Source organism: Rhizobium sp. X9 (genome assembly GCF_018873185.1).
Lineage (GTDB): Bacteria > Pseudomonadota > Alphaproteobacteria > Rhizobiales > Rhizobiaceae > Agrobacterium > Agrobacterium oryzihabitans.
Window position 1 is genome coordinate 2328169 of record NZ_CP071312.1, and the last position, 15237, is coordinate 2343405.

The following is a 15237-nucleotide window of genomic DNA, read 5'->3' on the forward strand; positions in this document are numbered from 1 at the left end:
AGTTCATGACTACTGAAATCTTGCAATTGTGCCCGTTGATCCCGGCACTCGAACAGGAACTTGCGCAGCGCTTCACAGTGCATCGCCTGTTCGAGGCTGCAGACAAGGCGGCATTCCTTTCTGAAAAGGGTGCTGCAATCCGCGGCGTCGTCACCGGTGGTCATATCGGCCTGCCGGCGGATATTGGTGCGGCACTGCCCAATCTTGAAATCGTCGCCATCAATGGCGTCGGTTTCGACAAGGTGGATCTGGCGGAAGCCAAGCAACGCGGTTTTCGCGTCTCCAATACGCCTGACGTGCTGACGGCGGATGTTGCCGATCTGGCGCTTGGCCTCGTTCTGGCGCAGGCGCGCAAGCTGCCGCAGGCTGACCAGCATGTGCGCACCGGCCAGTGGCTGAAGGGCGATATGGGTCTTTCCACCCGTGTGGCCGGCCGCCGCTATGGCATTTTCGGCCTCGGCCGCATCGGTCAGGCGATTGCCAGAAGGCTTGAAGGGTTCGATGCGCGGATTTCCTACACCGCCAGAAACCGCCGTGACGTGTCCTATGACTATTACGACAGCATCGAGGCGCTGGCCGCCAATTGCGATGTGCTGATCATCGCCGCCGCCGCCACCGCCGAGACGCGTCATATCGTCAATGCGGATGTGCTGAAGGCACTCGGTCCCCAGGGTGTGCTCGTCAATGTGGCGCGTGGTTCGCTGGTGGATGAGAAGGCGCTGGTTGAGGCGCTTTCCAGCGGCACGATCGGTGGGGCGGCGCTGGATGTGTTCGAAGACGAGCCGCGTGTGCCGGAAGCGCTTTTCGCCTTCGATACCGTCACGCTCGCGCCGCATGTCGGCAGTGGCACACACCAGACCCGGCGCGCCATGGCCGATCTGGTTCTCGCCAATCTCGATGCGCATTTCGCCGGCAAGGACCTGCCGACGCCGGTTGTCTGACGAATGCCGAATTGACGTTTGTCGTCTGACGGCGCGGCTTCTGTCGCGCCGTTTTCGTTTCCGGCTGCTTTCGGCGAATAGAGCCGCGAAAGACGGCAATTACCGCGCAATCTCCTCCCTTTGTTCATCTTTATATAAGACGTACAATCCTACTATTCCGCTTCCTTATAAAGCGATGAGGCGGAGAGGTGCGTTCCAAAGGTCCGAAGACACCCGTGCAGAACCGGATGTCGCGAACGAAGCGCGACGTGGCCCCTTCCGCTTCTCCTGCTACCGCCGAAAACACCAACCCCTCCGACCGGCACGCGCTCTTGGAAGCGATGATCGATCATGTGCCGGATTTCATCTATGCCAAGGATCTGGAAGGACGCTTTCTCTTCGCCAACCGGGCGATCGTTAGCGAGAACGGCTTCGACACCGTCGAGGAGCTGATCGGACTCACTGACACCGATATTCATGGCGATGCGGCAAAGCTTGCCGGCATTCCCGATACCGAGGCGCGGGTGATGCGCACCGGCGAGCCGGACCTCGGCTACGAGGAGCGCGCCATGCGCGGCGATATCGATCGCTGGCTGATGATGTCGCGCGTGCCTCTAAAGGACAAGGCCGGCAATATCATCGGCGTGGTTGGCGCCTCGCGGGATATAACCCAGAAAAAAGCCTCGGAGAGACTGCTGCAGGCGCAGGCGCGCATTCTCGAAATGATCGTTGCGGCAGCGCGTATCGAGGATTTTCTCGAGGAATTCGTCACGGCCATCGAAAATCTTGCCACCGGGCTTGCCTGTGCCGTGCGGGTGTTCGATGCGGTGCCGGGTGAGCTTTCCGTCTATGCTTCTCCCGCACTGGCATCTCATGAAGGGCTCACTACACTGCTTTCTTCCGTCAAGGATCCCGCCGATCTCACCTGCCCGCCGGATAATATCGCCTTCAGTTTCGATATTCCCGCGAGCGAAGGCGTGGCGCATGGCTTCGTCTGGTGCATGCTGGCCGCCCGCACGCCGGATGCGGCGCTTGTGGAATTTATCGGCGCCGCCGCACGGATGGCTGGCCTTGCAATCGACCGGAAACGGGCGGCGGAACATATCGCCTTTCTGGCTGATCACGACATGCTGACCCGGCTACCAAATCGCCGTTTTCTGGATACGAGGCTGCCGGACATATTGGCGGCGGCGGCAAGGGCGAAACGAAAGGTCGGCATCGGCTTCCTCGATCTCGATAATTTCAAGCAGATCAACGATACGCTCGGTCACAGCATCGGCGATGCTTTGTTGTCGGAAACGGCGGAGCGCATTGCCCGCAGCCTGCGGCGAAACGATCTTGTGCTGCGTGTGGGCGGAGACGAATTCGTCATCATTCTGGAAAAGGACAGGGAAGATTTCGAAAGCCGGCTGCAGCGCATCCGCGCAGCCGTTTCGCAACCGCTTCGCCTTGGCAATTATGATATCAAGGTCACATGCAGCATCGGCATGGCGTTCTTCCCGGAGCATGGCGAAACCACGGCGGAAATCGTCGCGGCCGCCGATCTGGCCATGTATGAGGCCAAACATAACGGTCGCGATGGCATCGCCACCTTCACGCCGCGCATGGCCGATGATCTGCGCAAGAAGTTCACCCGCATCGAGGAGCTGCGAAAGGCGATGGAAAGGGACGAGTTCGTCCTGCATTTCCAGCCGCAGGTCGATCTTCGAACCGGGCGCATCAGCGGCGTGGAGGCGCTGGTGCGCTGGCAGCATCCGGCAGAAGGCCTGCTCGGTCCTGCGGAATTCATCGGCCTTGCGGAGGAAACCGGGCTCATTGTGGAACTGGGAGAGGCCATTCTCAGAAAAGCCTGTCGGCAGGCGCAGGTCTGGACCGCTGCAGGTCTCTCGCCCGTCAAGATGGCGGTCAATATCTCGCCCCGGCAGTTCCAGAGCGGCCTGGTCGATCAGATCCGGTCCGTGCTGAAAGAAACCGGCCTTGCACCATCCCTTTTGGAAATAGAAATCACCGAAACGCTTATCATTCAGGATGTGGAAACATCCGTGCGCATCATGCGCGCCATCAAGCAGATGGGTGTCAGCCTGGCGCTGGATGATTTCGGCATCGGTTATTCCTGCCTCGGCATGCTGAAGACCTTTCCACTGTCTTGCATGAAGATCGACAGATCGTTCCTCACTCATTTGCCGGAAAAAACCAAGGACAGCGCCATAGTCTCGATCATGATCCAGCTTGCCGGGGCTCTCGATATCGATGTCATTGCCGAAGGTGTGGAATCCGGCGAACAGGCCACTTTTCTGCGCGCCGCCGGCTGCCCCTACGGACAGGGCTATTATTTCAGCCGCCCGGTGCAGGCGGAAGTGATCGGGGATATGCTTGGCAACATGACGATGTTCCCAACCGGCCTATCCAAGGAAATGCAATAGGGGCCGCTTTGACAGCCCGCCATGAGCGGGTTGGCGGACACGGAGTGCGCTCTGTCATCTCCGTCGCATTGCGCCGTTTCGATTGCTGCGCCTGCTATTTTTCTCCGTATCGAACCCGGCGACGAAAGCCCGTTTTGTTTTCTTTCGTCACATGAACGCAAATGCAGTCCTCACCCCGCAAGGTGCTGGATGCCAAAGGGTGTGTATTGAAGTATAATTATATTCGAATATTTTGTTGTTGTTTATGAGTAATTTATTTGGTTATTTAGAATTAAAACACAAAATTACTATATATTAATCTATTGATTTGTTGTAATTTTACTACTTAATTTGAGTGTGTACTTTTTCTGTATTTAAATTTGTTCGATTTGAATTGCGAGTCTCTGGTACTTTCTGTCATTTGCTGAATCAGCGCAGAGAGGCGGGCGGCAGGGAAAAGACCAGCCCTCAGTTTTGCGCATTTGTTGAAAAATTTTTGACTGGAGATTAAAAATGAACATCAAGAGCCTTCTGATCGGCTCCGCTGCCGCTCTCGCAGCAGTATCCGGCGCACAGGCCGCTGACGCTATCGTCGCTGCCGAGCCGGAAGCCATGGAATATGTTCGCGTATGCGACGCCTTCGGCACCGGCTTCTTCTATATCCCGGGCACCGAAACCTGCCTGAAGTTCGGCGGTTACATCCGTTTCCAGACCAACTTCGGCCGCGACGCTTCTGGCACGTCTGACTGGGATTCATTCACCCGCGCCCAGTTCGAAGTTGACACCCGCACCGACACCGAGCTCGGTGCCCTGCGTGGCTTCATCGGCTTCCGTGGTAACGCTGACTCCGGCGTTGGCGGCTCGACCGTCGGTACGAGCGGCAACTTGGGTTCTGGCGTTTTCGTTGACCAGGCTTTCATCGAACTCGGCGGCCTGAAGGTCGGTAAGTTCTACAGCTGGTGGGACGATGGCCTCTCCGGCGAAACGGATGAACTGGCTTCCAACGCTCTGTTCAACTCAATTCGTTACACCTACGACGCTGGCTCGTTCTGGGCAGGCGCTTCGGTTGACGAACTCGAAGGCATCTCCGTCGGCACTTACAACGAGCGTGACAACAATATCGGTGTTGCTCTCGGCGCTGGTGCAAAGTTTGACAGCGTGACCCTTCAGCTCATCGGCGGCTACGACACTGACCGTGAAAACGGCTCTGTACGCCTGATCGCAACGGCTGGTGTTGGTCCTGGCACGCTTGGCCTGTCCGGTGTCTGGGCTTCCGGCGCAAACGCTTACTACAGCGTGTCCGAGTGGGCAGTTGCCGCGGAATACGCCATCAAGGCAACCGACAAGCTGAAGATCACCCCCGGCTTCCAGTACTACGGCAGCTACGGTCTCGTTTCCTGGGATGAGTTCTCCAACAACGACGCCTGGAAGGCCGGTCTGACTGTTGATTACAAGATCACGGACGGCCTCACCACGAAGCTCACCGCCAACTACCTCGACGTCGACAACAAGCCTGAGGCTTGGAGCGGCTTCGTTCGCCTGCAGCGTTCGTTCTAATACTGCACATAAGAAAAAAGCATAAACCTGGTTAGATGACTCAGATCCACCCCGTTTTCGAACGGGTGAGTAACTAGCTCCAGTCAAAGTTCCTGACATGAAGTCAGGTTTGCTCCCCGGACCCCTCCAGGCCGGGGAGTTTTTGTTGTCGTGAGGGATTGCGCGCGGCTTTGTCGACAATGTCATCGCGGCCATCTGCAAGCGTGGATGCATTGCAGCGCTTGATGGCCCTGTTTTGCCAGATTACCGACCGAACGCCGGATCGGGCGGCAGGGGAGGGTGGACCGGTTCTTCGAAGGTCCGCAACAGGCGTCCCCAACCTGGATCATGCATATGCGCTTCAAGACCGGCGCGGGCGGCGAGCGCCAGTGCCTCTTCCTGCCCGAAGGAGATGGCCGCATCGACATCTGTCGTCAGAACGCGGCCGTTTTCCATCAGCATTCTTCCATCCACGAAAACGGTGTCGACATCGCTCCCCAACACCTGATGCACCAGCCGATGCACCGGCATCCACATCGGCATCAGATGCGGTTTGCGCATGTCGATGATGGCGATATCGGCCTTTTTGCCAATTTCAAGCGAACCGATTTCATCCTCCATGCCGATGGCATGGGCGGCGTCAATGGTGATCATTTCGAATATCTTGCCCGGCGGTAACAGGTAGCGATCGTGATTGTGCAGCAGATGTTGCGTGAATTGCGCCATGCGAGCGGTCTGAAGCATGTCGAAGTGGCGGCTGGGTGCCGCGCCGTCTGTGGTGATGGCGACGCGGATGCCCTTGGACATCATTTCCATGATCGGCGTTGCGCGGCCCGGCGGTGCGTGGGTCACACGTGTGCCGGTTTCCGCCAGAATGTCGATCTCCTCATGCGAGATGCCCCAGCAATGCTGAAGGTGGATATCGGGGCCAAGCAGCGCATTTTCCTTGTCCTGAAAGGCCATGCGGATCTGTCCCGCAAATGCGTCCGAATGCAGCCGAACGCCCATTTTGCGGGCGGTCTCGCGTATCCGGCGCGCCTGCATGCGGTCATTATCCGTCAGTTTCACCGCTTGGTCGGGGCTTGAAGCGTTGGAGGGTTCGACAGAAGGAACGATGGTGAAGGGTGTCATGAAGACGCTGATGCGTCCATCAGCCGTTCCGTTCAGAGCCTCGATCGTGGCTTCGCTGCCTTCGATCATCTCCTCGAAGCTGATGTTGCGGCGCTCCGGAGAGCCGCTTTCCCATCGGGTCACCGGGTGCGGCCAGGGCAGGCCGGAAGGTCCCACACAGATGATTTCGCGAATCCCGATCTCGTCATAGGCGCGGGCGTGGTTAATGGCAAAGACAGGATCGTCGGCGCGTGGCATCGAGGTGATGATGCTGGCGCCGGTGGTGACACCGGCACGCAGCCGCTCGATGCCGGAGACAAGGCCGTCCGCATACCAATAGTCGCGCGTGACATAGTGGTAATAGGTCGGCGTCACCACCTTCATCCACATCGCATTGGTGTCGGCAGCAATGCTGCGGATCAAGGCATGCCCGGCATGGCCATGGGCATCGATGAGGCCGGGAATGATCAGTTTTCCCCGACAATCTATCACCTGCTTGTCGGTGTGGCGTGGCGCCAGTTCCTCCGCCGTGCCGATGTCGACGATCCGGTCGTCCTTTATGGCAAGGCCGCAATCCTCGATGATGCGTCGCTCACGGTCCACGGTCACCATCGTGCCGTGCAACAGCAGAAAATTCCCCATTCAGCCTTCCTCCCTTGTATGCGCAGCTGGTATTCAGGATGCGTCGATTTTGGATACGATAATTGTCAACAATATTATTGACAATAAGGCTGAGCGAAACAATACTCCGCCTTGTCCGGCCGGTAGGTCAGCCGGCACTTCAACGATTTATAAAAAGGGGGGATCAAATGTCCCGAATGAGAAGTTTCGTCTTGGCCGCCCTGGCGGCGGCCGCCATTGCCGTTCCCGCAAGCGCGGAAACCCTGCGTTGGGCCGGTCGCGCCGACCTTTATTCGCTCGATCCATATTCGGTGCCGTCCACCTCCAACCTCGCCTTTCTCAATCATATCTATGAGGGGCTTGTCCGTTACGGACCCGACTTCAAGATCGAGCCGGCTCTTGCGACGGAATGGAAGCTTGTTGATGGAAAGACCTGGCGTTTCACCCTGCGCAAGGGTGTGAAGTTCCATGATGGCGCGGATTTCACCGCTGACGATGTCGTCGCGTCCTTCACGCGCGCCTCGGATGCCACTTCGCCGCTGCGCGGCAATATTCCGGTTTTTGCGGGCGTGAAGAAGGTCGATGATTATACCGTCGATCTCGACGTCACCGCGCCCACCTCGCTCTTCCTCAACGACATCACCAATATCTTCATCTTCAACGCCAAGTGGCTGAAGGATAACAATAGCGAGAAGCCGACCGATTTCGCCTCCAAGGTCGATGGCTATACGACGATGCACACCAACGGCACCGGGCCCTTCAAGCTTGAAAGCCGCGTGCCCGACAGCAAGACGGTTCTTGTCGCCAATGAAGCCTGGTGGGATCAGAAGAAACACAATCTCGACCGCATCGAATTCGTGCCGATTGCCTCTGCTGCCACCCGTGTCGCGGCTTTGCTTTCCGGCGAAATCGACCTGATCGATTCCGCACCGATCCAGGATTTGCCGCGGCTTGAATCCTCGCCCAATATCACGGTGAAGAAGCGCACTGAACTGCGCACGCTGTTCATCGGCTTCAACCGCCGCGAAAAGCTGGAGGACGGCAAGCCGAACCCCTTTAATGATCTTCGTGTTCGCCAGGCATTCGAACTGTCGATCGATCGCGATCTCATCAACAAGAAGGTCATGCGCGGCCTTGCAAGGCCGTCCGGCTCGCTCATCGCGCCTGAAATTTCGGGTTATGCCAAGTCGCTCGATACATTCCAGCCCGCCGATCCGGCACAGGCGCAGAAGCTTCTTGCCGATGCCGGCATGAAGAACCTCGCTTTCACCTATACCTGCATGAATGACGAGAGCATCAACGAGGAAGATATCTGCTCCGGCGTCGCCAACATGCTGAAGCGTGGCGGTTTCCAGCCGACGATCGATATAGCGCCGCGCTCCGTGCAGTCTCCGAAGCGTAATGGCGGCAAGGCGGATGTCTTCAACCTCAGCTGGGCGAACGAACCGACGCTCGATGCCTTCTCCTTCCTGTCGCAGATCCTCTCCACCCGAAAGGGCGCAATGGGCGTCTCCAACTATGGCGGCTGGTCGAACCCCGAGATCGACAAGCTGGTGGATCAGGCAGCACAGGAGCAGGACAATACCAAACGTCTTGCCCTTGAAGAGGCGGCCTTGAAGATCGCCAAGGACGAGGCGATGCTTGTGCCACTGCACCAGCAGCCGATTGCATGGGCGATGCTTGGCAAGGTGAAGAGCGTCGATTTCCGCGCCGACAACAAGCCGCGCCACTGGCTGACGCAACTCGACAAATAATCCGGAACTCTGAAAGGCGTTCGGCATCGTGCCGAACGCCTTTTGGGTCATCCGGGGCAGCCTTCGTCACTTGCGGGCATATTGGGCAGAAAGCGATGCGGCTCGTCGCCGCTGGAGATTTGCCAGCCTGATCGGCGATCAGCTGCCGATGTTATTGTCGACAATGCGGCAGGCGTAAACGACCTGTGCCCCGTCTCTGGAAAAGAATGGTCGAACCTGGCTGGCGTCATGTCCATGGGTTTGCATCCGAGAGGTAACAATGCTGGTTTTCATCATCAAGCGTATGGGAAATGCCATTCTGGTCATGCTTTCCGTCGCGCTTATTGCATTTCTCATTTTCAGGCTGGCGGGAGATCCCGTCGAGCTGATGGTGGGGGAGCAGACATCGCAGGAAGATCGCGCCGCTTTGCGTGAGCGGCTCGGCCTCAACGACAGTCTGCCGACGCAATATTTGCGGTTTGTCAAAGACGCGGCCCAGGGCAATTTCGGCGTTTCCTATCGCAACGGCCAGCAGGTGCTGCCGCTGATAGCGGAAAGGTTTCCGGCCACGCTGGAGCTTGTTCTGGTGGCCACGGTCCTTTCGCTCGTCGTCGGCCTGCCGCTTGGGGTGCTGACGGCGATCCGGCGTGGAAAGTGGTATACGGAGGGCCTGCAGTTCCTGTCGATTGTCGGCGTCTCGCTGCCGAGCTTCGTTGTCGGCATTCTGCTTATCCTCGTCTTTTCGGTTTCGCTAGGCTGGGCGCCTGCCTTCGGTCGAGGCGATGTCGTGCAGCTTGGCTGGTGGTCCACGGGCCTGCTTACCTCGTCGGGGCGTGCAGCGCTCATTCTGCCTGCCATTGCGCTCTCGCTTTACCAGATCACGCTGGTCATGCGTCTGGTGCGCGCCGAAATGCTGGAGGTGCTGCGCTCCGATTTCGTCAAGTTCGCCCGTGCCCGCGGCATTCCCCGCTGGCGCATCTATTTCCGCCATGCGCTGCGCAACTGTCTGATGCCCGTCGTGACGCTGACGACGATGAATGTCGGCTCGCTCATCGCCTTTGCGCTCATCACGGAGACGGTGTTTCAGTGGCCGGGCATGGGCATGCTGTTCATACAGGCGGTGACATTTCTCGATATCCCCGTCATGGCGGCCTATCTCTGCATCATTTCCTTCATCTTCGTTGTCCTCAACACGTTCGTCGACATTGCCTATGCGGTGATCGATCCGCGTCTGCGCACCGCGCGCTAACCGAAGGGAGCCGGTTTCATGGCCACAGACCTTCCGCAAACGGCAAAACCTGCCCGCCCGTCGCTCATCAAGCGCATACGCAACAGCGATCTCTACTGGTCGTTCAGCCACAGCAGATCGGCCAAGATCAGCGCGCTGATCCTGGCGATCCTCATCCTAGCCGCCATTTTCGCGCCGCTGATCGCACCGCAGAACCCCTATGACGGCGCTTCGCTCGACATGTGGAAAGCCGAATTGCCGCCGGTGTGGCAGGAGGGTGGGGAATGGCCCTATCTGCTCGGCACGGATACGCAGGGGCGCGACATGCTCTCCGCCATCCTTTACGGCACGCGCATATCCATCGTCATCGGTGTCGCCTCCGTGGCTCTCTCTCTGGTCATCGGCATGACCGCCGGTCTGGTTGCCGGATATTTCGGCGGTTTTTCCGATAATCTCCTGATGCGTATCGGCGATATCACGCTTTCCATCCCGACAATTCTGGTGGCCATCCTCGTCTCCACGGTCGTCAGGCAGATGCTGCCGGACAGTCTTCGAGAGGTGGGCGCATCCGCCGTGCTCATTCTCGCCATCGCGCTTTCCGCCTGGGTGCAATATGCGCGCACCGTGCGTGCGCAGGCGATTGTGGAGACCGGCAAGGATTATGTGCAGGCGGCCAAGCTCATCGGCGTTCCCGCGCGCCGCATCATGGCCAACCATATTCTGCCCAATACGCTGACGCCGATCATGGTTGCCGCCACGCTGAATTTCGGCATGGCGATCCTGACTGAGGCGACCCTGTCGTTCCTCGGCATCGGCATGCCACCCAGCCAGCCGTCGCTTGGAACGCTGATCCGCATCGGCAACCAGTTCCTGTTCTCGGGTTCGTGGTGGATCGTATTGTTTCCCGTTTTCCAGCTCTGCCTGCTCGTCGTCACCGTCAACCTTCTGGGTGACTGGCTGCGCGATGCGCTCAATCCGAAACTGAGGTGAGTTCCATGCACGATCTTCTGCTCCGCAACATCAGGCCCATGGCGGGTGACACCTGCGACATCGTGATAAGGCAGGGAAAGATTGCCGGTGTCGGAAAATTCGAGGCCGAACCCGGCATGCCGGTCGAGGATGGCAACGGCGCAATCCTCGCGCCCGGCCTCATCGATGCCCACACCCATCTCGACAAGACGACCTGGGGCATGCCCTGGCATGAGAACAACCGCGCCGCGATCCTGCGCGGGCGGATCGATTTCGAACGCGAAAACCGCAGCCAGATCGGCATCGATCCCCACCGCCAGTCCATGCGCCACGCCATCGGTCTTGCTGCAAACGGCGGCACGCATATCCGCAGCCACGTGGATATCGATCCGACCCACGGCCTGAAGCTTGTCGAAGGCATATGGGAAACGCGCGAGAAGCTGAAAGGCATCATCGACATCGAGGTCGTTGCCTTCCCGCAGTCCGGCGTCATGGTCATGCCCGGCACGGTGGAACTGCTGGATGAGGCGCTGAAACAGGGCTGTGAAGTCCTCGGCGGCATCGATCCCTGCGGCATCGATCGCGATCCGAAGGGCCAGCTCGATATCCTCTTTGAACTCGCGGTCAGGCACGGCGTGCCGATCGATATTCATCTGCATGAGGCCGCCGATCTCGGCGCCTTTACCATGGAGCTGATTTTCGAGCGCATCCGCGCCAACGGCATGGAAGGCAAGGTCGCCATCAGCCACGCCTTTGCGCTCGGCATGAATGACTATCTCCGGGTCGGCAAGCTGATCGATGAGATTGCCCGGCTCGATGTAGCGATCCTGACGACCGGCGCGCCCTCGGCAAATGTGCCGTCGATCATGCGTCTGAAGGAGGCCGGTGTGCGTGTCGGCGGCGGTTGTGACGGCATTCGCGATACCTGGGGTCCCTGGGGTCAGCCGGACATGCTCGACCGGGCCAAGATCATCGGCATGAAGAACGGTCTGCGCTCGGATATCGAGCTTGCCCACGTCCTGCATGTCGTCTCGCAGGGCGGTGCCGATGTCATGGGCCTCAAGGATTACGGTCTTGACGTTGGCTGTGCTGCAGACTTCACGCTGCTGACTGGCGAGACCCTGGCCCATGCCGTTGTCGATATTGCCCCAAGACCGCTGGTCGTAAAGGGCGGACGAGTAACCGCCAGAGGCGGCAAGGCCGTGGTGGAGGCACCATGATGAGCGAACCGCTTCAATCTCTCGCTCTTGGTGAACGTCCCTCCGGTCGCACGCTGCTCACCGCCAGCTGGGTGGTCGGCCACAAGGACGGGTCTCACCGGCTGCTGAAAAACGGCGAGGTCGTGTTCGAGAACGGCGAAATCCTTTTCGTCGGGCATGGCTTTCCCGGTGAGGTTGCTCGCCGCGTCGATTTCGGCAATGCCCTGATCAGCCCCGGCCTGATCGACCTCGATGCGCTTTCCGATCTCGATACGACCATTCTGGGCATCGACAATCACCCCGGTTGGGCGAAGGGCCGTGTCTGGCCACGCTCCTATGTCGAGGCCGGTCCCTACGAGATGTATTCCGGGGAAGAGCTTGCCTTCCAGAAGCGTTTCGCCTTCGGCCAGCTTCTCCTCAACGGCATCACCACGGCGGCACCCATTGCCTCGCTGTTTTATCGTGAATGGGGAGAAACGGTTGCCGAATTCGAAGCCGCAGCCGATGCCGCCGGCGAACTTGGCCTGCGGGTCTATCTCAGCCCCGCCTTCCGCTCCGGCGGCATGGTGTTGGAAGAGCCGGGACGCATGGTGCCGGTGTTCGATGAGGAGCGCGGCCTTCAGGGACTGAAGGAGGCGGTGTCGTTCATCGAGAGGCAGACAGGAAGGCACGGCGATCTCGTGCGCGGCCTGCTGGCACCTGATCGTGTCGAAACATCCACGCTCGCGCTGATGCAGAGAACCGATGCCGCCGCCCGTGATCTTGGCTGCAAGTTCCGCCTGCACATGGCGCAGGGCACCATGGAAGTGGATACGGTCCGCAAGCTGCATGGCTCGACCGCGCCGGTATGGCTCGCCAGGGCCGGCCTCTTGAGCGACCGCCTTATCGCGCCGCACGCCACCAATGCGACGCAGGAAGATCTGGCGCTCTACGCGGAAAACGGCGTGTCGATTGTCCACTGTCCGCTGGTGTCGGCTAGAAGCGGCAGCACGTTGTCGTCCTTCTCCGTCTGCCGGCAGCTTGGAGTAAACATTGCGATGGGCACCGATACGGCGCCCGCCGACATGCTGATGAACCTGCTTGTCGGTCTCATCACCTGCCGCATCAATGACGGCGCTCCCGACAGGGTCAGATCGGCCGATCTGTTCGATGCCGCCACACTTGGCGGCGCGCGGGCGCTGGGTCGCTCCGATCTCGGACATCTTTCCAAGGGTGCACGCGCCGATATCGCGGTCTTCGATCTCGATGACACGGTGATGGCGCCGAGCGTCGATCCGATCACGACTGTTGTTACCGGCGGTTCGGGCAAGATCACGCGCGCCGTCTTTGTCGATGGTCGTCTCTCCATGCGGGAGAGACAGGTCGCGAATATCGATATGGCGCGTGCCCGCATTCAGGCGCAGGCGCAGTTCGATGGGCTGATTGCAAAATATCCCGAGCGAAGCTGGGCCAATCCGCCCGTTTCGGAAATCTTTCCCCCGAGCTACCCGGTGGAGGTGAACGCCAATGGATGACATGAACCAGTCGGTTATCGATGTCCGCAATCTGAAAGTCGAGTTTCCCGGCCGCCGGGGAACGGTGACGGCACTTTCGGACATCAGCCTTTCCATCCGCCCCGGTGAAATTCTCGGTGTGGTGGGGGAATCCGGTGCCGGAAAATCCATGACCGGCCTTGCGATACAGGGCCTGCTGGAAAAGCCGGGCCGCATCGCGGATGGCGAGATATGGCTCGGCTCGCGCCGCATCGACAAACTCGACGACAGGGCGATGGAAAGCATCCGTGGCCGGGAAATCGGCGCGATCTTTCAGGATCCGCTCACCTCGCTCAATCCGCTGTTCACGGTCGGTGCGCAGCTGGTCGAGACGATCCGGCAGCATCTGCCGCTCTCGAAAAAAGATGCGCAGGCGCGTGCGGTCCAGCTTTTGCGGGATGTCGGCATTCCGTCTCCGGCAGACCGCATCGATCATTATCCGCATCAATTCTCCGGCGGCATGCGCCAGCGCGTCGTCATAGCGCTCGCACTTGCGGCGTCGCCGAAGCTGATCATCGCGGACGAACCGACGACGGCGCTTGACGTGTCGATACAGGCGCAGATCATCTCGCTGCTGCGCAGGCTCTGCAAGGAGAAGCAGACCGCCGTTATGCTCGTCACGCATGATATGGGCGTGATCGCCGAGGCTGCCGACCGTGTTGCCGTGCTTTATGCCGGCAGATTGATCGAGGTTGGTCCGGTGGAACAGGTTCTGCATGCGCCGAAGCACCCCTATACGCAGGGCCTGATGGCCTCCATTCCCTCGCTTGGCGCGCGGGTGGAACGGCTCAACCAGATCGACGGCGCCATGCCGCGTCTCGATGCCATCCCGCCCGGCTGCGCCTTCAATCCGCGTTGCGGATTTTCAGGCCCTCGCTGTCTTCGCGAGCGGCCGGAGCTGGAAACGGTGGGTGATGGCGCCAGCGCCTGCTGGATGAACGCAGGAGGTACAGCATGAAAACGTCCGTGGTTAAAACGCCCGCACAAAAAACGCCGGCATTGACGGTCAAGGGTCTCACCAAGACCTTCGATGTCTCCGCGCCATGGCTCAACCTGGTCATCGAACGGAAGCCCCGGCAATTCGTGCAGGCGGTGAACGACATCGATTTTACGGTGCCGGCTGGCGGCTGTCTCAGCATCGTCGGGGAAAGCGGCTGCGGCAAATCGACGGTTGCCCGCTTGGTGACGGGGCTGTTCCGCCCAAGCGCCGGTGATTTCCGCTTCGCCAAAGGCCGCAAGGATACGCCGCTTTCGGCGCAGATGATCTTTCAGGATCCCTATGCCTCGCTCAATCCGCGCTGGCGGGTGAAGAACATCATCGCCGAGCCTATCCGCGAACTGAAACTGCGCGCGACCCGTGCAGAGACCATGGAACGTGTGGAAGAGCTGCTGCGCACCGTCGGTCTTTCGGCTTCGGACGGCGAAAAGTTTCCGCATGAATTTTCAGGCGGCCAGCGCCAGCGCATCTCGATTGCCCGCGCTCTGGCGAGCGAGCCGGAGTTTCTGGTCTGCGACGAGCCGACATCCGCGCTCGACGTTTCGGTGCAGGCGCAGGTGCTGAACCTGATGCGACGCCTTCAGGACGAGCTGGGGCTGACCTATCTGTTCATCAGCCACGATATGAGCGTGGTTCGCCACATGTCGGATCGTATCGCGGTCATGTATCTTGGCCGCATCGTGGAGGAGGGCGATACGGAGGAGCTGTTCGCCCGCCCGCGCCACCCCTATACCCAGCTTCTGCTGCAAACCATTCCCAATATCGACGCGCCGCGCCGCGACCGGGAACTGGTTGCCGGTGAAGTTCCAAGCCCGCTGAAGCCGCCATCCGGCTGCACGTTTCATCCGCGTTGTCCGCTCGCAACGGCCCGCTGTTCGGCGGAGGTGCCGCAGGTGCGCACGATTGCCGGCGGCACACGCGTCGCATGCCATCTGGTGGAAGAGCAGGAAGAACGGGTGGTAGCGGCACGGGAACTCGTCTGACCGGAAG

Annotated in this window: 11 protein-coding genes; 10 read left to right on the forward strand and 1 reads right to left on the reverse strand. The window is 59.7% G+C overall.

The genetic code is table 11. From position 1 onward, the window contains the following. Nucleotides 1-5: 5 nt before the first annotated feature. From JZY08_RS25485 to JZY08_RS25495, 3 genes are all read left to right on the forward strand, one after another. Nucleotides 6-941, forward strand: a complete 936-nt coding sequence (locus JZY08_RS25485; RefSeq protein ID WP_216332240.1) for a 2-hydroxyacid dehydrogenase — start codon at nt 6-8, stop codon at nt 939-941. Nucleotides 942-1168: 227 nt separating this feature from the next. After that, on the forward strand, nt 1169-3343 hold the full coding sequence (locus tag JZY08_RS25490) for a bifunctional diguanylate cyclase/phosphodiesterase (protein WP_216332242.1): 2175 nt from the start codon (nt 1169-1171) through the stop codon (nt 3341-3343). A gap of 492 nt (nt 3344-3835) precedes the next feature. Next, nucleotides 3836-4879 carry a porin gene (locus JZY08_RS25495; protein ID WP_216332244.1) on the forward strand — a complete coding sequence of 348 codons (1044 nt, stop codon included), beginning with the start codon at nt 3836-3838 and terminating at the stop codon, nt 4877-4879. Nucleotides 4880-5122: 243 nt separating this feature from the next. On the opposite strand, the gene JZY08_RS25500 is transcribed toward JZY08_RS25495, so the two are convergent. After that, nucleotides 5123-6610 carry an amidohydrolase family protein gene (locus tag JZY08_RS25500; protein WP_216332245.1) on the reverse strand — a complete coding sequence of 496 codons (1488 nt, stop codon included), beginning with the start codon at nt 6608-6610 and terminating at the stop codon, nt 5123-5125. A gap of 167 nt (nt 6611-6777) precedes the next feature. Here JZY08_RS25500 and JZY08_RS25505 point away from each other — a divergent pair, with 167 nt between their 5' ends. From JZY08_RS25505 to JZY08_RS25535, 7 genes are all read left to right on the forward strand, one after another. Further along, complete coding sequence (locus JZY08_RS25505; protein WP_035243211.1) at nt 6778-8343, forward strand: ABC transporter substrate-binding protein; 1566 nt, start codon at nt 6778-6780, stop codon at nt 8341-8343. Nucleotides 8344-8602: 259 nt separating this feature from the next. Further along, nucleotides 8603-9571: an ABC transporter permease gene (locus JZY08_RS25510; RefSeq protein ID WP_003499543.1), complete on the forward strand. Its 969-nt coding sequence runs from the start codon at nt 8603-8605 to the stop codon at nt 9569-9571. Between the two features lie 18 nt (nt 9572-9589). Continuing rightward, nucleotides 9590-10540: an ABC transporter permease gene (locus tag JZY08_RS25515; protein ID WP_035224938.1), complete on the forward strand. Its 951-nt coding sequence runs from the start codon at nt 9590-9592 to the stop codon at nt 10538-10540. A 5-nt stretch (nt 10541-10545) separates the two neighbouring features. Beyond that, on the forward strand, nt 10546-11739 hold the full coding sequence (locus JZY08_RS25520) for an amidohydrolase family protein (RefSeq protein ID WP_216332248.1): 1194 nt from the start codon (nt 10546-10548) through the stop codon (nt 11737-11739). Continuing rightward, entirely contained in the window at nt 11739-13232 is a 1494-nt protein-coding gene (locus JZY08_RS25525) for an amidohydrolase family protein (protein WP_216333519.1), read from the forward strand. Before JZY08_RS25520 ends, JZY08_RS25525 begins: the two co-directional genes overlap by 1 nt. Continuing rightward, nucleotides 13225-14208: an ABC transporter ATP-binding protein gene (locus tag JZY08_RS25530; RefSeq protein ID WP_003499550.1), complete on the forward strand. Its 984-nt coding sequence runs from the start codon at nt 13225-13227 to the stop codon at nt 14206-14208. The genes JZY08_RS25525 and JZY08_RS25530 overlap by 8 nt, the downstream gene beginning before the upstream one ends. Further along, nucleotides 14205-15230, forward strand: a complete 1026-nt coding sequence (locus JZY08_RS25535) for an ABC transporter ATP-binding protein (RefSeq protein WP_216332249.1) — start codon at nt 14205-14207, stop codon at nt 15228-15230. The genes JZY08_RS25530 and JZY08_RS25535 overlap by 4 nt, the downstream gene beginning before the upstream one ends. The last annotated feature ends 7 nt before the right edge of the window (nt 15231-15237 follow it).

What these genes read in the sequence shown, in the direction of transcription:
- JZY08_RS25515 (WP_035224938.1), top strand. Translation starts at nt 9,590, where the DNA reads ATGGCCACAGACCTTCCGCAAACGGCAAAACCTGCCCGCCCGTCGCTC.
- JZY08_RS25505 (WP_035243211.1), top strand. Translation starts at nt 6,778, where the DNA reads ATGTCCCGAATGAGAAGTTTCGTCTTGGCCGCCCTGGCGGCGGCCGCC.
- JZY08_RS25520 (WP_216332248.1), top strand. Translation starts at nt 10,546, where the DNA reads ATGCACGATCTTCTGCTCCGCAACATCAGGCCCATGGCGGGTGACACC.
- JZY08_RS25485 (WP_216332240.1), top strand. Translation starts at nt 6, where the DNA reads ATGACTACTGAAATCTTGCAATTGTGCCCGTTGATCCCGGCACTCGAA.
- JZY08_RS25525 (WP_216333519.1), top strand. Translation starts at nt 11,739, where the DNA reads ATGAGCGAACCGCTTCAATCTCTCGCTCTTGGTGAACGTCCCTCCGGT.
- JZY08_RS25510 (WP_003499543.1), top strand. Translation starts at nt 8,603, where the DNA reads ATGCTGGTTTTCATCATCAAGCGTATGGGAAATGCCATTCTGGTCATG.
- JZY08_RS25535 (WP_216332249.1), top strand. Translation starts at nt 14,205, where the DNA reads ATGAAAACGTCCGTGGTTAAAACGCCCGCACAAAAAACGCCGGCATTG.
- JZY08_RS25500 (WP_216332245.1), bottom strand. Translation starts at nt 6,610, where the DNA reads ATGGGGAATTTTCTGCTGTTGCACGGCACGATGGTGACCGTGGACCGT.
- JZY08_RS25490 (WP_216332242.1), top strand. Translation starts at nt 1,169, where the DNA reads ATGTCGCGAACGAAGCGCGACGTGGCCCCTTCCGCTTCTCCTGCTACC.
- JZY08_RS25530 (WP_003499550.1), top strand. Translation starts at nt 13,225, where the DNA reads ATGGATGACATGAACCAGTCGGTTATCGATGTCCGCAATCTGAAAGTC.
- JZY08_RS25495 (WP_216332244.1), top strand. Translation starts at nt 3,836, where the DNA reads ATGAACATCAAGAGCCTTCTGATCGGCTCCGCTGCCGCTCTCGCAGCA.